Annotated in this window: 22 protein-coding genes; 9 read left to right on the top strand and 13 right to left on the bottom strand. The window is 68.6% G+C overall.

Features of this window, described 5'->3' with window-relative positions; translation table 11 throughout:
- The first annotated feature begins 76 nt into the window (after positions 1 to 76).
- On the top strand, positions 77 to 1,036 hold the full coding sequence (locus RNZ50_19955; GenBank protein MDT8857267.1) for an acetyl-CoA carboxylase carboxyltransferase subunit alpha: 960 nt from the start codon (positions 77 to 79) through the stop codon (positions 1,034 to 1,036).
- Position 1,037: 1 nt separating this feature from the next.
- Entirely contained in the window at positions 1,038 to 1,355 is a 318-nt protein-coding gene (gene sugE / locus RNZ50_19950) for a quaternary ammonium compound efflux SMR transporter SugE (protein MDT8857266.1), read from the top strand.
- A 4-nt stretch (positions 1,356 to 1,359) separates the two neighbouring features.
- Here sugE and RNZ50_19945 read toward each other — a convergent pair whose 3' ends face one another.
- From RNZ50_19945 to RNZ50_19930, 4 genes are read right to left on the bottom strand one after another with little or no spacing between them, the layout of a single operon-like run.
- Complete coding sequence (locus RNZ50_19945; protein MDT8857265.1) at positions 1,360 to 1,689, bottom strand: TfoX/Sxy family protein; 330 nt, start codon at positions 1,687 to 1,689, stop codon at positions 1,360 to 1,362.
- A 4-nt stretch (positions 1,690 to 1,693) separates the two neighbouring features.
- Positions 1,694 to 2,422, bottom strand: coding sequence for a lysophospholipid acyltransferase family protein (locus RNZ50_19940; GenBank protein MDT8857264.1), 729 nt, complete (start codon positions 2,420 to 2,422; stop codon positions 1,694 to 1,696).
- Positions 2,423 to 3,295 (bottom strand): cell division protein FtsX, encoded by an 873-nt coding sequence (locus RNZ50_19935; GenBank protein ID MDT8857263.1) that lies wholly within the window; start codon positions 3,293 to 3,295, stop codon positions 2,423 to 2,425.
- 23 nt (positions 3,296 to 3,318) lie between these two features.
- Positions 3,319 to 3,990: an ATP-binding cassette domain-containing protein gene (locus tag RNZ50_19930; GenBank protein ID MDT8857262.1), complete on the bottom strand. Its 672-nt coding sequence runs from the start codon at positions 3,988 to 3,990 to the stop codon at positions 3,319 to 3,321.
- Positions 3,991 to 4,137: 147 nt separating this feature from the next.
- On the opposite strand from RNZ50_19930, the gene RNZ50_19925 reads away from it, so the two are divergent.
- Positions 4,138 to 4,959, top strand: a complete 822-nt coding sequence (locus tag RNZ50_19925) for a zinc-ribbon domain-containing protein (protein ID MDT8857261.1) — start codon at positions 4,138 to 4,140, stop codon at positions 4,957 to 4,959.
- An 18-nt stretch (positions 4,960 to 4,977) separates the two neighbouring features.
- Here RNZ50_19925 and RNZ50_19920 read toward each other — a convergent pair whose 3' ends face one another.
- The 5 genes from RNZ50_19920 to argH all read right to left on the bottom strand — a co-directional run bounded on the left by RNZ50_19920 (position 4,978) and on the right by argH (position 10,857).
- Positions 4,978 to 7,506 carry a TIGR02302 family protein gene (locus RNZ50_19920; protein MDT8857260.1) on the bottom strand — a complete coding sequence of 843 codons (2,529 nt, stop codon included), beginning with the start codon at positions 7,504 to 7,506 and terminating at the stop codon, positions 4,978 to 4,980.
- A gap of 31 nt (positions 7,507 to 7,537) precedes the next feature.
- Positions 7,538 to 8,803 (bottom strand): diaminopimelate decarboxylase, encoded by a 1,266-nt coding sequence (gene lysA / locus RNZ50_19915; protein MDT8857259.1) that lies wholly within the window; start codon positions 8,801 to 8,803, stop codon positions 7,538 to 7,540.
- Positions 8,804 to 8,895: 92 nt separating this feature from the next.
- Entirely contained in the window at positions 8,896 to 9,213 is a 318-nt protein-coding gene (locus RNZ50_19910) for a DUF2834 domain-containing protein (protein ID MDT8857258.1), read from the bottom strand.
- Positions 9,213 to 9,359, bottom strand: a complete 147-nt coding sequence (locus tag RNZ50_19905) for a hypothetical protein (GenBank protein MDT8857257.1) — start codon at positions 9,357 to 9,359, stop codon at positions 9,213 to 9,215. Before RNZ50_19905 ends, RNZ50_19910 begins: the two co-directional genes overlap by 1 nt.
- Before the next feature lie 79 nt (positions 9,360 to 9,438).
- Positions 9,439 to 10,857: an argininosuccinate lyase gene (gene argH, locus RNZ50_19900; GenBank protein ID MDT8857256.1), complete on the bottom strand. Its 1,419-nt coding sequence runs from the start codon at positions 10,855 to 10,857 to the stop codon at positions 9,439 to 9,441.
- 21 nt (positions 10,858 to 10,878) lie between these two features.
- On the opposite strand from argH, the gene RNZ50_19895 reads away from it, so the two are divergent.
- On the top strand, positions 10,879 to 11,430 hold the full coding sequence (locus tag RNZ50_19895; protein MDT8857255.1) for a TlpA disulfide reductase family protein: 552 nt from the start codon (positions 10,879 to 10,881) through the stop codon (positions 11,428 to 11,430).
- Between the two features lie 3 nt (positions 11,431 to 11,433).
- On the opposite strand, the gene RNZ50_19890 is transcribed toward RNZ50_19895, so the two are convergent.
- Entirely contained in the window at positions 11,434 to 12,009 is a 576-nt protein-coding gene (locus RNZ50_19890) for a DNA-3-methyladenine glycosylase I (GenBank protein MDT8857254.1), read from the bottom strand.
- A 97-nt stretch (positions 12,010 to 12,106) separates the two neighbouring features.
- Between RNZ50_19890 and RNZ50_19885 the strand changes: the two genes are divergently transcribed.
- The 4 genes from RNZ50_19885 (at position 12,107) to RNZ50_19870 (ending at position 16,033) form a co-directional block, all read left to right on the top strand.
- A complete protein-coding gene (locus RNZ50_19885; GenBank protein MDT8857253.1) occupies positions 12,107 to 12,943 on the top strand; it encodes an EAL domain-containing protein in 837 nt (278 codons plus the stop codon).
- A 138-nt stretch (positions 12,944 to 13,081) separates the two neighbouring features.
- Positions 13,082 to 14,257: an acetyl-CoA C-acetyltransferase gene (locus tag RNZ50_19880; GenBank protein MDT8857252.1), complete on the top strand. Its 1,176-nt coding sequence runs from the start codon at positions 13,082 to 13,084 to the stop codon at positions 14,255 to 14,257.
- Positions 14,258 to 14,353: 96 nt separating this feature from the next.
- The gene (phbB, locus tag RNZ50_19875) at positions 14,354 to 15,079 is read left to right on the top strand and encodes an acetoacetyl-CoA reductase (GenBank protein ID MDT8857251.1); all 726 of its coding nucleotides are present in this window, start codon (positions 14,354 to 14,356) and stop codon (positions 15,077 to 15,079) included.
- Between the two features lie 87 nt (positions 15,080 to 15,166).
- Positions 15,167 to 16,033: an EamA family transporter gene (locus RNZ50_19870; GenBank protein MDT8857250.1), complete on the top strand. Its 867-nt coding sequence runs from the start codon at positions 15,167 to 15,169 to the stop codon at positions 16,031 to 16,033.
- On the opposite strand, the gene RNZ50_19865 is transcribed toward RNZ50_19870, so the two are convergent.
- The 3 genes from RNZ50_19865 to RNZ50_19855 all read right to left on the bottom strand — a co-directional run bounded on the left by RNZ50_19865 (position 16,030) and on the right by RNZ50_19855 (position 17,273).
- Positions 16,030 to 16,197 carry a DUF465 domain-containing protein gene (locus RNZ50_19865; protein ID MDT8857249.1) on the bottom strand — a complete coding sequence of 56 codons (168 nt, stop codon included), beginning with the start codon at positions 16,195 to 16,197 and terminating at the stop codon, positions 16,030 to 16,032. The two genes, RNZ50_19870 and RNZ50_19865, sit on opposite strands and share 4 nt — an antisense overlap.
- 101 nt (positions 16,198 to 16,298) lie before the next feature.
- Positions 16,299 to 17,057 (bottom strand): methyltransferase, encoded by a 759-nt coding sequence (locus RNZ50_19860; protein MDT8857248.1) that lies wholly within the window; start codon positions 17,055 to 17,057, stop codon positions 16,299 to 16,301.
- On the bottom strand, positions 17,058 to 17,273 hold the full coding sequence (locus RNZ50_19855; GenBank protein ID MDT8857247.1) for a DUF2007 domain-containing protein: 216 nt from the start codon (positions 17,271 to 17,273) through the stop codon (positions 17,058 to 17,060). It lies immediately after the preceding gene.
- 54 nt (positions 17,274 to 17,327) lie between these two features.
- Here RNZ50_19855 and RNZ50_19850 point away from each other — a divergent pair, with 54 nt between their 5' ends.
- Positions 17,328 to 18,329 carry a polyprenyl synthetase family protein gene (locus RNZ50_19850; protein ID MDT8857246.1) on the top strand — a complete coding sequence of 334 codons (1,002 nt, stop codon included), beginning with the start codon at positions 17,328 to 17,330 and terminating at the stop codon, positions 18,327 to 18,329.
- The last annotated feature ends 4 nt before the right edge of the window (positions 18,330 to 18,333 follow it).

Genomic DNA, 18,333 nt, shown 5'->3' with positions numbered 1-18,333 from the left:
CAGCGCAAATCTTGCGGAGTTGCAAAATCCCCCCTCCGAGGGCATATACGCCCTGTCGTCACGCGGAGCGCGCCCCATGAACTACCTCGAATTTGAAAAGCCCCTTGCCGAAATCGAAGGCAAGGCCGAGGAACTACGCGCCATGGCGCGGGCCAACCGCGAGATGGATGTCGAGAAAGAGGCGGCGGCGCTGGACCGCAAGGCCGAGACGCTGCTGAAGGACCTTTACAAGGAACTGACCCCCTGGCGGAAATGCCTGGTGGCGCGTCACCCCGACCGGCCGCATTGCAAGGACTACATCGACGCACTGTTCCAGGAATTCACGCCGCTGGCGGGTGACCGGAACTTTGCCGATGACCATGCGGTGATGGGGGGGCTGGCGCGGATCAACGACATTCCGGTGATGGTGATCGGCCATGAGAAGGGCAATGACACCAAAAGCCGGATCGAGCGCAATTTCGGCATGGCGCGACCCGAGGGGTATCGCAAGGCGATCCGGCTGATGGACATGGCCGACCGGTTCCGGCTGCCGGTGATCGCGCTGGTCGATACCCCCGGCGCCTATCCCGGCAAGGGCGCCGAGGAACGCGGGCAGGCCGAAGCCATCGCACGCAGCACGCAGAAGTGCCTCGAAATCGGCGTGCCGCTGATTGCGGTGGTGATCGGCGAGGGCGGATCGGGCGGGGCGGTGGCCTTTGCCACGGCAAACCGCATCGCCATGCTGGAACATTCGATCTATTCGGTGATCAGCCCGGAAGGCTGCGCCTCGATCCTGTGGAAGGATGCCGAGAAGATGCGCGAGGCCGCCGAGGCGCTGCGCCTGACAGCGCAGGACCTGCAGAAGCTGGGAGTGATCGACCGGATCATCAAGGAGCCGATGGGCGGCGCGCAACGCGCCCCGCGCGAGACCATCGAGGCCGTGGGCCGCGCCATCGAGATCATGCTGCGCGAGCTGATGGGCCGAAAGCCCGACTTTCTGATCAAGGACCGGCGGCAGAAGTTCATCGACATGGGCTCCAAGGGTCTGGCGGCCTGAGGTGGGCAACCCCTGGGTCATCCTGGCTTTGGCGGGCGTGTTCGAGATGGGCTGGGCCATCGGGCTGAAATACACCGACGGGTTCACCCGGCTGTGGCCGAGCGTGCTGACGCTGGTGGGGGCGGTGATCAGCTTCGTGCTGCTGGCGGAGGCGATGAAGACGCTGCCGGTCGGCACCGCCTATGCGGTGTGGACCGGGATCGGCACGCTGGGCACCGCGACGCTGGCCGTGGTGCTGTTCGGCGAGCCGGTGACGCTGCTGCGGCTGGCGGGAATCGGGCTTATCGTGGCCGGGATCGTGGCGCTGAAGCTGGCCTGAGCGGTCAGCGCGCCTTGGGCTTCTTCGGTTTGGGGGGCGGCAGGTCGGCCATGATGGCCGCGATGGTTCGGGCCAGCAGTGCTGCGTCGTTGATCGCGTCGTCCACCCGCAGGCAGGGCTTGGCCCCGGGGTAGGGCGGGGCCAGATCGGCGTCCGGAATCAGCGCCCGTGCCCCCGGTGTGGCCTTCAGGAACAGCGTGTTGTCGCAGATCAGCGCCACCACCTTGTCGTCGCAACAGACCGCGTATTCGCCGAACATCCTGACCGCGCGGATCCTGCCCGCGCCCTGCAACTGGTCGCAGATGTAGGTCATGGTGTCGGGATGCGTCGCCATCGGGTCAGCCCTTCCAGCCGGCCTCGGCCAGCAGGCGGTCGGAGGCGGTTTCGATCCGCCGTTCCAGTTCGGTCATGAACTCGTGCCCCGGCAGGCCCGGCGGGATCGGCGGCAGGAACTCGACCACCGCCACCCCGGGCTTGCGGTAGATGCCCCGGCGCGGCCAGAAGGCCCCGACGTTGGTCGCGACCGGAATGCAGGTCTGGCCAAGCTGGTGATAGAGCACGGCGGTGCCAAGCTTGTAGGGCAGCTGCACGCCGGGGGCGACGCGGGTGCCCTGCGGGTAGATGATCAACTGGCCGGGGGTCTGCGCCCCGGCGGCGACATCGGCCGTCATCTTCTTGATGGCCGAGCCGCGCTTGCCGCGGTCAACCGCGACGAAGCCCGCACGCAGCGCGTGCCAGCCCATGATCGGCACCTTGGCGAGCTGGTTCTTCATGACAAAGCGCGGCGTGTCCAGAATGGCGACCAGCGTGATGGAGTCGAGGAACGACTGGTGCTTCGAGGCGATCAGCACCCCCCCGGTCGGAAGCGGCCCCCGCACCTCGGTGCGCAGGCCGACCATCCAGCCGGCCGACCAGCGGGCATAGCGGCCGAAATGCTGCATCCAGCCCAGCGAGGCGGCGGGCCAGATCAGCGCGGGCAGGGCGTAACCGACCGTCATGAAGAACATCACGATGTAAAGCTGGATCTGGAATACCAGCGACCGGATCCATTGCAGGGCGTAGCGCATTCAGTGAAGCTCCCTCAGCTTGCGGAAGGCGGCGGTTCGGGTGGCGAAGAACGCCACGATTGCCGCCAGCACTGGCAGAAGCAGCGGCAAAAGCCAACCCGCGCCCTGAAAGCCGAGCCCGGTCAGAAAGCCGCCCGCCGCATCGGCCGAGGGCAGGAAGGCCATGCCCAGCATCCCCGCCGCCGCCCCGGCAGCCGAGCCCGACAGTGCCCGCAGGGTGAAGCGGCGCACGAAGGCGCGGGCGATGAACGCGTCGCGCGCCCCCACCAGCCGCAGCACGCGGATCACCTGCGCATTGGCGGCAAGGCTGGCATTGGCCGCCAGCGTGATCATCGCCGCCATGGTGGCGAGGATCAGCACGATGGAAACCCCGCCCAGCAGGCGCAACCGGCTGGCGGCCACCGCCAGCGGCAGGCGCCAGCGGGTGTGATCGTCCAGCACCGCGCCGGGGGCCTCGGCGGCGAGGCGTTGGCGCAAACCCTCGGCGTCGTAGCCGTCGCCTTCCTCGGTCAGTTCGATCAGGCGGGGAATTGGCAGGGCATCCACCGGCAGGTCGGGGCCGAACCAGGGTTCCAGCAGGGCGCGCTGTTCGGCGTCGGTCAGGGCGCGGGCAGCGGCGATGCCGGGCGTGGTGCCCAGCACATCCAGCACGGCGCGGGTCTGGCGGTCGATCTGGTCGGGGGCGGCTGCAACGCGGATGGTGGCGGTGCGGGCCAGCGCATCCGACCAGCGGTCGGCCAGCCGCCCCGAGGCCAGCGCCTGCGCCAGCGCGAACACCGCTAGGAAGGTCATGGTGCCGGCGGTGAATCCGGTCAGCCAGGCGGTGGGGCCTGCGGGCGGCACCACCCGGTCGGCGTGGCGGTCGGGTTTCATCAGGTCGTCGAGGATGCCGCGGATCACAGGTCGGCCCCCGCAAGCTGGATGCGGCGGTTCTTGATGCGCAGCACCCGCGCCGCCACCTGCGCCTTGGCGGTGCGGATCAGGTTCAGATCGTGGGTGGCGATCAGGATGGTCTTGCCCATCTTGTTCAGTTCGACCAGCAGCGTCAGCAGGCGGAGCGACATTTCCCAGTCAAGGTTGCCGGTCGGCTCGTCGGCCAGGATCACGTCGGGCGACATGATCACGGCGCGGGCGACCGCGGCCCTTTGCCGCTCTCCGCCCGAAAGCTGCGGCGGCAGGGCATCGGCAAGCTGCGCCAGCCCGACCCAGGTCAGCAGGTCGCCCAGATCGCGCGCCTCGCCCTCGCGCCCCGAGACGGTCAGCGGCAGGGTGACGTTGGCGGCCAGCGGCAGGTGGTCGAGAAACTGGCAATCCTGATGCACCACGCCGATCCGGCGGCGCATCCGCGCCACTTCGTCGCGGTCAACGCTGCGCACCTCGCGGTCGAACAGCGTGACGCGGCCCGCGGACGGCAGCAGTTCGGCGTAGCACAGCTTGAGGAAGGTCGATTTGCCCGCCCCCGACGGCCCGGTCAGGAAGTGGAACGACCCGGGCGCCAGACGCAGCGATACCTCGGACAGCAGTTCCCCCCCGCCGTAGCTGTAGGCGACGTTGTCGAAAGCGATCAATGGCGGACTCCCCGGGGACGGTTTCGGGCAGTCTCGCCCAGTGACGCGGCAGTTTCAATCGGCTGACGGGCCTGTCTAGCACAAACACTTGGATATGCGCGGTTTCGTTGCTACAAGACGGCGAGGGAATTGCCGGGGTGGGGACGAATGCGGCTGATCTGCCCGAATTGCGATGCACAATACGAAGTTGATGACGGCGCGATACCGGACGAGGGCCGGGACGTGCAATGTTCCAATTGCGGACATGCCTGGTTCCAGATCGCCCCCGAGGAAGAAGCCGCCCGCACCGCCGAGGAAGAGCTGTTCGGCACCGCCGAGTTTCCGGCGCCCGCGGTGACGGCGGCACTGGCCGCCCCGCCGCCCCCGCCCCCTGTCGTGGCGGAACCGGACCCCGAACCGCCCGCCCCTGCCGCCGCACCGCGCCGCGCGCTGGACGAAAGCCTGCTGGCCGTGCTGCGCGAAGAGGCGGAACGCGAGGTCGCGGTGCGGCGTGCGGAAGACCCGCGCCCGGTCGAGACCCAGGCCGACCTTGGCCTTGCCGAACCCGAACCGGATACGGCGGCATCGGTGGCCCGGCGGCGCATCGCCCAGATGAAGGGCGTCGATCCCGACATCCTGCCGCCTGCCGCCGCCCGCCCCGCGACGCGGCGCGACCTCTTGCCCGACATCGAGGAAATCAACTCCACCCTGCGCGCCAGCAACGAACGGCGGCGCGACGGCGACAGCCTGCCGCCGGAACCCCAGCCGGGGCGCGGCGGCTTTCGCAGCGGCTTCGTGCTGATGATGATCGTTGCGGTGGTGCTGTCGCTGACCTATGCCATGGCCCCGCGCATCAGCGCCCAGCTTCCGGCCAGCGCGCCGACGCTTGACGGCTATGTGGCGGCGGTCGATGCGGCGCGGCTGTGGCTTGACGGGGTGATGCAGCAGGCGACCGGCACGGTGCGCGGGCTCAGCGGGTCCGAGGGCTGACGCCCGGGCGGCGCGGGGTCAGAACAGGTCAAGCAGCCGCTTGAGGTAGTCGCGTTCGACTTCCGGGCGCAGTTGGTCGCCCGAGCGGCGGCGGATCTCGTCCAGCAGATCCTGCGCGCGGCGATAGACATCTTCCCCCTGCAACAGGTTGCGGTCTGACCCGATGCGCGCGGAATCGCCGGGCTCGCGGCCCAGCGGGTCGCGGCTGCTGTTGGGGTCGGCGCGTCCGAACGCCTCGCCCTGCGCCGCGTCGCCTTCGCGCTGCTGGTCTTCGGCCAGGGCCTCGCCCAGATTGCGCAGGCCGTCGCGCATGGCTTCCATGGCTTCGGCCTGACGGTCGAGGGCACCCGACATGTCGCCGTCCCGCAGCGCGCGTTCGGCCTCGTCCATCGCGCGCCCGGCCTCGTCGAGCGCCTGCCGCCCGGCCTCGCCCGCCTCGCTGCCCTGCCCCGGCAGGGCGTCGTCGTTCAGCTGGCCCAGACGGTCGCGCAGTTCCTGCTGGCGTTCTGCCAGGCCCTGGCCGCCGCTGCCGGGCTGCTGGCCGGGCTGCTGGCCGGGTTGCCCGGGCTGGCCCTGTTCGCCCGGCTGTTCGCCCGGATTCTGGCCCGGATTCTGGCCCGGCTGGCCATCCTGCAGCTCGCGGAAGGCGTCGTCGGACAGGTCTTGCTGGTCGCGCAGGGTCTCGGCCAGATCGCGCATCGCCTGCTGGCCGGGGCTGCCGCCGCCCTGACCGCCCTCGCCTTGCGTGACCTGCATGTTTTCCATCAGCTGCCGCAGCATTTCCATCAGCTCGGCGGCCTCGGCCATGCGGCCTTCTTCCATCAGCTTCTGCAACTCGTCCAGCATCTGCTGCAACTGGTCGCCCGACATTTCCATGCCCTGCATGTTTTCGGACATCTGCTGGTCGGGGTTGCGCTGCGCCTCTTCGGCCAGTTCCTGCAGATACTTGTTCAGCGCGTCGCGCATTTCGGCCATCAGGTCTTCGATTTCCGACGGGTCGGCGCCGTTGCGGATCGCCTCGTCAAGCCGGTCCTGCGCCCGGCGCAGCGCGGCCAGCGCCGAGGCGAGGTCGCCCTCCTCGACCAGCAGGGCAATTTCCCACAGGGCTTCGGCCAGTTCGTCGCGGACCTCGGGCGTGAGGGTGGCGGCCTCGGCCTCCAGCCGCCGCATCACGACGCGCAGGCGCAGGTAGGCGCGTTCGTTGCGGATGAAGCCTTCGGGGCGGTTGCTGACGGCCTTGAGCACCTGAACCGTATTTGGCGCGGTGCTGCGGGCCCACAAGAGGTCGCGGCGCATCTCGATCAGCGCGGCGGCGAGCGGGTCGAAGAACCGCTTGCCGGGCAGGGTGATGTGCAGCGGGGCGGCGGTGCCGGTCTGGCCGGTGGCATCGGTGGCGGTCAGGGTCACGCTGACGGGCAGGTTGGCGAAGGGATGCTTTGACAGATCATCAACCAGCGTTTCGCTGAAATCGGCGCGGCTGCCCGAGATCGGCAGCGGCAGATCGAGCGTCACCGGCTCGCGCGGTTCGGGCTCGGCGGCAAGGCCGTAGCGGCGGTCCACGGCGGGCAGGTCGAGCGCGATCAGCGCGGTGCCGCCGGTCACGCCGTAGTCGTCTTTCGCAGAGAACGGCAGTTTCATCTGACCGTCGGCCTCGCGTTCCACCTCGCCGGTCGAGGTGACGGTGGGGGGCGCGTCGGCCAGCGCCATGACCTGCCAGCTGCGCCCGCCGGGGCCGCCGATGGCAACCTCGCCCGACTGCACCAGATCGAAGGTCTGCGCCGGGTCCGAGGCGGGCGGCGGTTCGGTGCGGGCCGAGACGGTTTCGGCCAGCGTCAGCGCGCCGACCTCGCCGTAGAAGCGGATCTCGAAGCGGGTGCCTGCGGGCAGATCGAGCGCCGCCGCCTCGATGTCGTTGAGGTAGAGCGCGGGCTTGCCGGTATGGGCCGGGGGCTGGGCCCAGCCTTCCCACGTCGGCCCCATGGCCAGCGCGGCCGCCCCGCCGGGGGCAAGGCCCACCACCGACCCCGCCCGCCAGATCGAGCCGAACAGCAGCGCCATCACCAGGGCGGTCAGCGCCAGATAGCGCAGCGCATAGGGGTCGCGGCGGGCCAGCCGCAAGTCGGGCGCGACCGCGCGGGCGGCGGCGGCGCGCGCCGCCATGCGGCCCTGATGCGCCAGCCACACCGCGCGCGAGGCGGCATCGGTGACGCCGATCGCCTGCATGTCGGTCAGCGCGGAAATCGGGCGGCCGGGCATCGCGGCATCGAGCCGGGCCAGCGCCTCGGTGCGGGTGGGCGCATGAAAGCCGCGGAAACCCGCGACCAGCGCCCAGACGGCCCCGAGCGAGGCCAGCACGAGGCCGACCCACGCCGCCTCCAGCGGCAAGTGGTCCTGCACCCCGAAAGACAGCGCGGCCAAGAGGGCGATCAGCACCGTCCACAGCGGCCAGAAGGCACGCGTCAGCCGTTCGGCCCACATCCCCGCACGCGTCAGGCGCAACGGCCAGATCAGGCGGCGCAGCGCCGTCGGGAGGTCGGTCTGGGTCATGCGCCTCGCCCGGTTGCGGGCCGTGTCCGGATCACAGCCATTCGGGAATGGTATCGCGGTTCAGGATTTCGTCAAACGTCGGTCGCGCCCTTATGACAGCGAAGTGATCACCCTTCACCAGCACCTCGGGGATCAGCGGCCGGGAATTGTATTCCGAGGCCATGACCGCGCCGTAGGCTCCGGCGGAACGGAAGGCCAGCAGGTCGCCTTCGCCCAAGGGGGGCAGCGGGCGGGCGCGGGCGAAGGTGTCGCCGGTCTCGCAGACCGGGCCGACCACGTCGAAGGGCTGCATCTCCTGCCCCGGCGCAGGTTCGGTGACCGGGATGATGTCGTGATGCGCGTCATACATCGAGGGGCGGACCAGATCGTTCATCGCGGCATCGAGGATCAGGAAATCCTGCCCTTCGCCATGCTTGAGGTAGATCACCGAGGCGACGAGGATGCCCGCATTGCCGGAAATCAGGCGACCCGGCTCGATCTCGATCTCGCAATCCAGATGGCCCAGCGTGCGCTTGATCAGCGCGCCGTAGTCGAGCGGCAGCGGCGGCGCCTCGTTCGAGCGGGTGTAGGGGATGCCGAGGCCACCGCCGAGATCCAGCCTGCGGATGTCGTGTCCCTGGGCGCGCAGGAGGGCGGTCAGGTCTGCGATCTTGGCGAAGGCCTGCTCGAACGGGGCAAGCTCGGTCAGCTGGCTGCCGATGTGAACGTCGATGCCGACGACCTCGATCCCCGGCAGGCGGGCGGCCTCGGCGTAGACGGCGGGGGCGTGGCCAATCGGGATGCCGAACTTGTCTTCCTTGCGGCCGGTGGCGATCTTGGCGTGGGTTTTCGCATCGACATCGGGGTTGACGCGGAGCGCGATGGGCGCGGTGGTGCCCATGGACGTGGCGACCTCGGACAGCGCGCGGAGTTCGGGTTCGCTTTCGACGTTGAACTGGCGGATGCCGCCTTCCAGCGCCAGCCGCATTTCGGCACGGGTCTTGCCGACGCCGGAAAACACGATGCGGTCGCCCGGCACGCCCGCCGCCCTGGCCCGCAGGTATTCGCCGCCCGAAACCACGTCCATCCCGGCGCCAAGGTCGCCCAGCGTCTTGAGCACCGCGATGTTGGACAGTGACTTGATGGCGAAGCAGACCAGATGCGGCAGCGGGGTCAGCGCCTGCTGGAACAGGTGGTAGTGGCGGGTCAGCGTGGCGGTGGAATAGCAGTAGAACGGCGTGCCGACCGCCGCCGCAATCTCGGGCAGGGCCACGTCTTCGGCGTGCAGGATGCCGTTGCGGTAGAGAAAGTGGTCCATCAGGCGGGCTTTCGTGGCTGGCGGCGGGGCGGGGGAAAGGCCGGGGGCCAGCCCCCGGACCCCCGGGGTATTTGGGCCAATGAGAAACGGGGTCAGGTGACGGGGCGGGTTCGCAGGAACAGGTAGAGCGGCAGGCCGCAGGAAACGCCGATGCAGAAGGTGGCGGGGATGGCGATCAGGGCCAGCCAGTTCCGGCGGGTGGCGGTTTCGGCGATGATCCAGACCGTCAGGGTGATGGCGGCAATCGTCAGATCCCAGACAAGCCCGGTGGTGGAGGCGTTGACATACCAGGCGTCGATCAGCCCGCCGAGGCCGGTGCCGGTGGCCATCATGTAGGACACGAAGTGATACATCGGGTGGATCGCGCCCCAGACCGCCAGCCCGAGGTAAACCATGCGCAGCGGCGACATCAGAGCGACCCCACGACGCCGACGCGGGCCTGGCCGGTCAGGCTGTTGCCCGATTCCGCGGCAGGCGCGGTGGGCGGGCCGTCGGCCCCGCAGGCGGCGAGGGCGAGGGTGGCGGCGAGCAGGGCGCTGGGGAGGACGTGGGGCATCGGAGGGTCACCGGGGTTGCAAGGGGGCGGGGGCAAGGGGGAAGGGCGGTCGGGTCCGGCAGGTGGCGGGGAAGGCGGATCAGGACAGCGCCGCTTGCCAGCGGGCGATCTGGGCGCGGACCTGGTCGGGGGCGGTGCCGCCATAGGACATGCGGCTGCGCACCGAATTTTCCACCCCGAGCACGCCGAACACCTCGGCGCTTATGCCGGGATGCACGGATTGCATCTGGCCCAGCGTCAGGTCGGGCAGGTCGCAGCCCTGCGCCTCGGCCAGCGCCACGAGGGTGCCGGTGACGTGGTGCGCCTCGCGGAACGGCAGGCCGAGGGCGCGCACCAGCCAGTCGGCCAGATCGGTTGCTGTGGAGAAGCCCGAGGCGGCGGCGTTGGCGAGCGTGCCCCGCAGCGCCGTCATGTCGCCCACCATGCCGGTCATCGCGGCGAGGCCCAGCATCAGCGTGTCGGCGGCGTCGAACACCTGTTCCTTGTCTTCCTGCATGTCCTTGGAATAGGTCAGCGGCAGGCCCTTCATCACGGTGAACAGGGCCACGGTGGCACCGAGGATGCGCCCGAGCTTGGCGCGCAGCAGTTCCGCCGCGTCGGGGTTCTTCTTCTGCGGCATGATGCTGGAGCCGGTGGTCCAGCGGTCCGACAGGCGCACGAAGCGGAACTGGGCGGAGGACCAGATCACCAGTTCCTCGGCAAAGCGCGAGAGGTGCATGGCGCATATGGCGGAGGCGGACAGGAACTCCAGCGCGAAATCGCGGTCGGAGACGGAATCGAGGCTGTTGGCGGTGGGCCGGTCGAAGCCGAGGGCCGCCGCCGTCATGTGCCGGTCGATGGGAAACGAGGTGCCCGCCAGCGCCGCCGCCCCGAGCGGGCATTCGTTCATCCGCGCCCGCGCATCGGCAAAGCGCGACCGGTCGCGGGCCAGCATTTCGACATAGGCCAGCATGTGGTGGCCCCAGGTGACGGGCTGCGCGGTTTGCAGGTGGGTGAAGCCGGGCATCACCCAGTCGGCGCCGGCCTCGGCCTGGGCCAGAAAGGCGCGCATCAGTGCCTCGATTCCCGTCACCGCCGCGTCGCACTGGTCGCGCACCCAGAGCCGGAAATCGACCGCCACCTGGTCGTTGCGCGACCGCGCCGTGTGCAGCCGGCCGGCCGGTTCGCCGATGATCTCTTTCAGCCGGGATTCCACGTTCATGTGGATGTCTTCCAGATCGGGGCGGAAGGTGAAGTTTCCCGCCTCGATCTCTGACAACACCGTGAGGAGGCCTTCCCCGATGGCCTCGGCGTCCGTATTGGTCAGGATACCCGTGGCCGCGAGCATCGCGGCATGGGCGCGCGACCCCCGGATGTCCTGGGCGTAAAGCCGCTGGTCGAACCCGATCGAGGCGTTGATCGCCTGCATGATCGCGTCCGGCCCTTCGGCGAAGCGCCCGCCCCACATCGCATTGGCCTGTTGTGGGTCGGCGGTCTGGGTCCGGGGGGATGCGGTCATGGGTTGGCCTTTGGAGGGAATATGCTGCGTCACGGCTTTGCTGTTCTGTATACGGCCTTGGTGTTCGGTGCAAATCCCGTGGCGGCGGATATCGCCGTGGCGGATGCGCTGCGCGACGGCGACATGAGGAAACTGTCGTTCCACGCCGAGGCGCGGGCGCTGCCCGAGGGCGGGCTGGTCGGGCTGGACGACAAGCCGCGCGATCTGGCCGAGTTTCACGGCAAATGGGTGGTGCTGAACTTCTGGGCGACCTGGTGCCCTCCCTGCCGCAAGGAAATGCCGGGGCTTGACCGGCTGGCGGCGGACATGGGCGACAGGCTGGTGGTGGTGACGGTGGCAACGGGACGCAATGCGGTGCCAGCCATCGAGAAGTTCATGGCCGAGGCCGGGGTGACCCATGTCGAGAAGCTGCGCGACCCCAAGACCACGCTGGCGCGCGGCATGGGGGTGCTGGGGCTGCCGGTGACGGTGATCCTCGATCCGCAGGGGCGCGAGGTCGGGCGGCTGGTGGGCGATGCCGAATGGGACAGCGCGGCGGCAAGGGCCGTGCTGGGCGCGCTGATCGACGGCTGACGCCTATCCTGCCAGAGCTGCGTGGCGCGGGCAGCTTGTCAGGTGGTCGTTGACCATGCCGGTCGCCTGCATGAAGGCGTAGGTGATGGTGGGGCCGCAGAACTTGAAACCTGCGGACTTGAGGTCTTTCGCAAGGCGGCGCGACAGGCCGGTTTCGGCGGGCACCTCTGCCATCGTGGCGCGCCGGGGTTGCAGCGGGCGGCCGTCGACGTGGCGCCAGCAGAACGCGGCAAATCCGCTGCCGCCTTCCAGTGCCAGCCAGGCGCGGGCACCGGCGATGGTGGCCTCGCACTTGCCGCGGTGGCGCACGATGCCGGAGTTGGCCAGCAGGCGGAGGACTTCGGGTTCGCCCCAGGCGGCGATGATCTCGGGGTCGAAGCCCGCGAAGGCATCGCGGAAGGCGTCGCGCTTGCGCAGGATGGTGATCCAGGACAGCCCGGCCTGAAACCCGTCGAGAATCAGCTTTTCCCACAGGGCGCGGCTGTCGTTCTCCGGCACGCCCCATTCGGTATCGTGATAGGCGGTGTAAAGCGGGTCGCTGCCGCACCACGGGCAACGGGTGTCTTGCAGGGGCGTCATGGCCGGGCCGCTCCGTGAAACTGCGGTGAATTGAGATTGTTCATGCTTTGTTTACCTGTGTGGCGGCAAGATGTCGATGATTTTGACGGGGGTGGTCATGGTGGGGAAAGACGAACGACACTGGTCCGATATTCCGCCGACGGAGGCGAGCCCGCTGAACTTTGCCATCTCGGCCATCGACCGGGAAGCGGTGGATCTGGTTGAAGCCGCCTTGCAGTCACGCCGGCTCCGGCTGGCCTATCAGCCGGTGGTGCAGGCGGCGCGGCCGGAAAAGATCGCCTTCTACGAAGGGTTGATCCGGGTGATGGACCCGGCCGGCCGGGCGATTCCGGCACGCGACTTCATGTCTGCGGTAGAGACACGGGAAACCGGGCGGCTGATCGACTGTGCCGCGCTGGAAATGGGGCTGGCGGCGCTGGCGCGCAACCCGGGGGTGCGGATCGCCATCAACATGTCGGCGCGGTCGATCGGCTATCCCCGCTGGATCAAGACGCTGAAACGCGGGCTGGCGGCGCACCCGACCATTGGCGAACGGCTGATCCTGGAAATCACCGAAAGCTCGGCCATGCTGGTGCCGGAACTGGTGACCGCCTTCATGGATGACCTGCAACGCGAGGGCATCGCCTTCGCGCTGGACGATTTCGGCGCCGGGTTCACGGCGTTCCGCTATTTCAAGGATTTCTTCTTCGACATCGTCAAGATCGACGGCCAGTTCATCCGCAACATCCACCGCGACCCCGACAATCAGGTGCTGACCCAGGCGCTGGCCACCATCGGGAAGCATTTCGACATGTTCACCGTGGCCGAGGCGGTCGAAACGGTGGAGGAGGCAGCGTTCCTGCGCGGCATCGGGATCGACTGCCTGCAGGGCTATCTGTTCGGCGCCCCGACCGTCCGCCCCGCATGGGCAGAGGAGGGGCGCAAGTCGGCATGAGGCAGGGGCACGATCCGTGACGCCACGTCACGCTTGCGCGCCAAAAACCTTGCTCTTTGGGCCAAGGATGCTTAGGCCATGCTGCAAAGCGGCGCCCAGACTCGCGCCGCCGGACCAGCCAAGGGAAGAGGATCAAGTATGACCAATGTGGTAATCGTATCGGCGGCGCGCACTGCCGTCGGCAGCTTCAACGGTGCCTTCGCGGCAACCCCGGCGCACGAGCTTGGCGCCGCCGTGATCGAGGCCGTCGTTGCCCGCGCCGGGATCGACAAGGCCGAGGTCGAGGAGACCATTCTGGGTCAGGTGCTGACCGCGGGGCAGGGCCAGAACCCGGCACGGCAGGCGGCGATCCGCGCCGGGCTGGCGATCGGCTCGACCGCGCTGACCATCAACCAGGTCTGCGGCTCGGGCGTGCGGGCGGTGGCGATGGGCGCGCAGCATGTGATGCTGGGCGACGCGAAGATCGTGGTCGCAGGCGGGCAGGAAAGCATGTCGCTGTCGCCGCATGTGGCACACCTGCGCGCGGGCCAGAAGATGGGCGACCTGAACTTCATCGACAGCATGATCCGCGACGGGCTGTGGGATGCGTTCAACGGCTATCACATGGGCACCACGGCCGAAAACGTCGCGGCGCGCTGGCAGATCACGCGCGAGATGCAGGACGCCTTCGCCGTGGCCAGCCAGAACAAGGCCGAGGCGGCGCAGAAGGCCGGCAAGTTTGCCGATGAAATCGTGCCCTTCGTGATCAAGACCCGCAAGGGCGAGGTCACGGTTTCGGCCGACGAATACATCCGCCACGGCGCCACGCTCGACGCGATGACCAAGCTGCGCCCGGCCTTTTCCAAGGACGGCACGGTCACGGCGGGCAACGCCAGCGGGCTGAACGACGGCGCGGCGGGGATGCTGCTGATGACGGTCGAGGAAGCGGCACGCCGCGGCCTGACGCCGATGGCGCGAATCGCCTCCTATGCCACGGTCGGTGTCGATCCGGCGCTGATGGGCTCGGGCCCGATTCCGGCCAGCCGAAAGGCGCTGGAAAAGGCCGGCTGGAAGGCCGCCGATCTGGATCTGGTCGAGGCGAACGAGGCGTTTGCCGCGCAGGCCTGCGCCGTCAATCAGGACATGGGCTGGGATCCGGAAATCGTCAACGTCAACGGCGGCGCGATTGCCATCGGCCACCCGATCGGGGCCAGCGGGGCGCGGATTCTGAACACGCTGCTGTTCGAAATGCAGCGCCGCGACGCGCAGAAGGGCCTTGCCACGCTGTGCATCGGCGGCGGCATGGGCATTGCCATGTGCCTTGAGCGCGGCTGATTTCGCCGCAAGTGAAAATTCAGGGCGCAACATTGTTGCGCCCTGATTGCGTTTTGGGTAACAGCGTTTCAAAGCAATTCTCTAGGAGGAGGAAACATGGCGAAAGTTGCATTGGTCACGGGGGGCTCGCGCGGGATCGGCGCGGCGATCTCGGTCGCGCTGAAGGCGGCGGGTTACACGGTGGCGGCGAACTATGCCGGCAACGAGGAAGCCGCGGCGAAGTTCACCGCCGAAACCGGGATTCCGACCTACAAATGGTCGGTCGCCGACTATGACGCCTGCGCCGCCGGGATCAAGCAGGTCGAGGCCGAGATTGGCCCGATCGACGTGCTGGTGAACAACGCGGGCATCACACGCGACGCGATGTTCCACAAGATGACGCCGGGCATGTGGAAAGAGGTGATGGATACCAACCTTTCCGGCCTGTTCAACATGACCCATCCGGTCTGGACCGGGATGCGCGACCGCAAGTTCGGCCGGGTGATCAACATCTCGTCGATCAACGGGCAGAAGGGGCAGGCGGGGCAGGTCAACTATTCCGCCGCCAAGTCGGGCGATCTGGGCTTCACCAAGGCGCTGGCGCAGGAAGGGGCCCGCGCGGGCATCACCGTGAACGCGATCTGCCCGGGCTACATCGGCACCGAAATGGTGCGCGCCATCGACGAGAAGGTGCTGAACGAGCGCATCATCCCGCAGATTCCGGTCGGCCGTCTGGGCGAGCCCGAGGAGATTGCGCGCTGCGTGGTGTTCCTTGCCGCCGACGACGCCGGGTTCATCACCGGTGCCACGATTTCGGCCAACGGCGGGCAGTTCTTCGTCTGATTTCCGCACGTTGCGGTGAAAGGCCCGCCCTGTGCGGGCCTTTTTTCCTGCGCGCCGTCGGGCGCGCATCGGGATCGAAGGGCGGCCATGACGCGCGGCAAGGCGACACTCATCGGGTTTTCGGCGGTCCTGCTGTGGTCGTTGCTGGCGCTGTTCACCGTGGGGTCGGCGCCGGTGCCGCCGTTCCTGCTGAACGCGCTGTGCTTTGGCATCGGTGGCGGAATCGGCTTGGTCTGGGTGGCGCGCGGCGCCGGGTTCGGGAGCTTGCGCCGGGTGCCGTGGAAGGTCTATGCCTTTGGCACGGCGGGGCTTTTTGGCTATCACTTTCTGTATTTCAGCGCCTTGCGCATGGCGCCTGCGGCCGAGGCGGGGCTGATAGCCTATCGCTGGCCGCTGTTCATCGTGCTGCTTTCGGGTCTCTTGCCGGGCGAGCGGCTGGGGCGGCTGCATGTGCTGGGGGCGTTGCTGGCCTTTGCCGGGGCTGCGCTGATCGTGCTGCGCGGTGGTGCGGCGTTCGAGGCGCAGGCGCTGCCGGGGCTGGGGCTGGCCTTCCTTTGCGCGGTGACATGGGCGGTCTATTCGGTGCTGTCACGCCGACTGGGCGCGGTGCCGACCGAATCGGTGGTGGTGTTCTGTCTGGCGACGGCGGCGCTGTCGCTGGCGGCGCATCTGGCACTGGAGGTCACGGTCTGGCCGGTGGGCCTGCCGGGGTGGCTTTCGGTGCTGGCACTGGGCATCGGCCCGGTGGGGATTGCGTTCTTCACCTGGGATATCGGGGTCAAGCGCGGTGACATCCAGCTTCTGGGGGTGGCATCCTATGCCGCGCCGCTGCTGTCTACTCTCGCTTTGGTTGTGGCCGGTGTCACCGAAGCCACGGCTACCATCGGCCTTGCGGCGGCGCTGATCGCCGGGGGGGCGGCACTGGCGGCACGCGCCAGCGCCGCGAAAAGCTAGCCCTGCGACAGGCGGCTGATTTCTTCCTTGATCTTGAGTTTCTGCTTTTTCATTTCGGCAATCTTCAGGTCATCACCGCCGGGGCTGCGTTGCGCTTTCTCGACAACGTCCGAAAGCGTTTCGTGCTTGCGACGCAGTTCCTGCAGGTGCGAAGCGATGGTCATATCCGTCCTCCTGTGATCGTTACCGAATATGACGATTGCATCACAGAACCCGAGTCGTGTCACCCGGTCATCTGCCCCGGCAGCGGCGTAATGCCGAAAATTCAGCCGAACTGCGCGGAAAGGTCGCCACTGCCGCGCAGAACGGCACTCGCCTCTGGCGTGTGGCTGTCGCGGTCGCCGTCATGGGTGGCGCCGGCGTGAAGAATGAAGGGCGCCAGCAAGCGGAACGGCGCGCGGCCGCCCTTGCGCGCCTGCAGAATCACCCGGGTTGCAGGCCGCCCCTGACGCGCCGCGACCGGCAGGACTGCAGCCGACCCCACGCTGTCGGGCAGCGCGGCCAGCACCTGCGGCAGGGCCGCGGTGGCGACGATCAGGGTCATCCAGCCGCCCGGGTTCAGGCGGCGCGCCGCGACCTCGACCCACAGCGCCAGCGACACCTGCTGGCGCAGCGCGGTATCGCGGCCGGCATCGGGCGACGGCGAGCCGCCCGGCGCGTAGAACGGCGGGTTGGCGATCACATGGTCGAAGCCGCGTCGCAGCGCGGCGGGCAGGGCGGCAATGTCGCCCGTCCCCACCTCCAGCGCCATGGCGTTGCGGGCGGCGTTGCGGCGGGCAAGGTCGGCATAGGCCGGTTGCAGCTCGATCCCGGCCAGCACCAGCCCCGGCACCCGCGCGCCAAGGCACAGCACCGCCGTGCCCGCGCCGCATCCGAGATCGAGAACGGACTGGCCGGGCCGCGCCGTCACGGCCGCTGCCAGCAGCACCGGGTCGGCTGCGGCGCGGTAGCCCCGGCGCGGCTGCCACAGACGCAACCTGCCGCCCAGAAAGGCGTCGTCGGTCAGATCGTCCGGCGCGAACACCTAAAGCCCCGTGGGAATGTCGTTGTCGGCCAGCACGATCCGGGCACGGTAAAGGTCGGCATCCTGCACCATCAGGCGGCGCGGCAATATGCCGAGGGAACCTTCGAGGATGCTCATGTGGACGTCCAGGGCAAACACGGCTATATCCTCGCCCTGAAGAAGGGCCGAGGCAAAGGCTATGACCGTCGGGTCGGCGCTGCGCAGAAGTTCCTTCATGAACATTGGATAGACGGCGGGCCGCGGCCTGTCGAGGGTGGTTGCGGAGTGGGCATGGGTTTGGACGAGGTTTCGCAAAAGCCGCATGACCGGCTGGCAGAGGTTCTGGCCGATGACATGGCAGCCGTTAACGTGCTGATCCGTGATCGGATGGCCAGCGAACACGCGCCCCGCATCCCGCAGGTCACCGCCCATCTTGTCGAGGCCGGGGGCAAGCGACTGCGCCCGATGCTGACGCTGGCGGCAGCGCGGCTGTGCGGTTACGGCGGGCCGTTCCACATCCATCTGGCGGCGACGGTCGAATTCATCCACACCGCGACGCTGCTGCACGACGACGTGGTCGATGAAAGCCAGCGCCGCCGCGGCAAGCCGACCGCCAACCTGCTGTGGGACAACAAGTCTTCGGTGCTGGTCGGGGACTACCTCTTTGCGCGCAGCTTTCAGCTGATGGTCGAAACCGGGCGGCTGGAGGTGATGGACATCCTCGCCAACGCCTCGGCCACCATTGCCGAGGGCGAGGTGCTGCAACTGACCGCGGCGCAGGATCTGGCGACCACCGAAGGCATCTACTTGCAGGTGGTGCGCGGCAAGACGGCGGCGCTGTTCTCGGCGGCAACCGAGGTGGGCGGCGTGATCGCCGATGCGCCGGCGGCCCAGATCGCGGCGTTGCGCGACTATGGCGATGCGCTGGGCGTGGCGTTCCAGATCGTCGATGACCTGCTCGACTACGGCGGCTCGGCGGTGGCGATCGGCAAGAACACCGGCGACGATTTCCGCGAACGCAAGCTGACGCTGCCGGTGATCAAGGCGGTGGCGCTGGCCACGCCCGAGGAACGTGCCTTCTGGGTGCGGGTGATCGAGAAGGGGCGGCAACAGGACGGCGATCTGGGCGAGGCGCAGGCGATCATGAACCGTCACGGCGCGATGGCCGCCGCCCGGCAGGACGCGCTGGCCTGGGCCGCGCGCGCCCGCAAGGCCCTGACGCTGCTGCCCGCGCATCCGCTGCGCGGGATTCTCGACGATCTGGCGGGCTATGTCGTGGCGCGGATTTCCTGACCCG

The organism is Paracoccaceae bacterium Fryx2 (assembly GCA_032334235.1).
Taxonomy (GTDB): Bacteria; Pseudomonadota; Alphaproteobacteria; order Rhodobacterales; family Rhodobacteraceae; genus JAVSGI01.
Note: the sequence above shows the minus strand (reverse complement) of the source record. Positions and strands in the feature narration are given on the sequence as shown.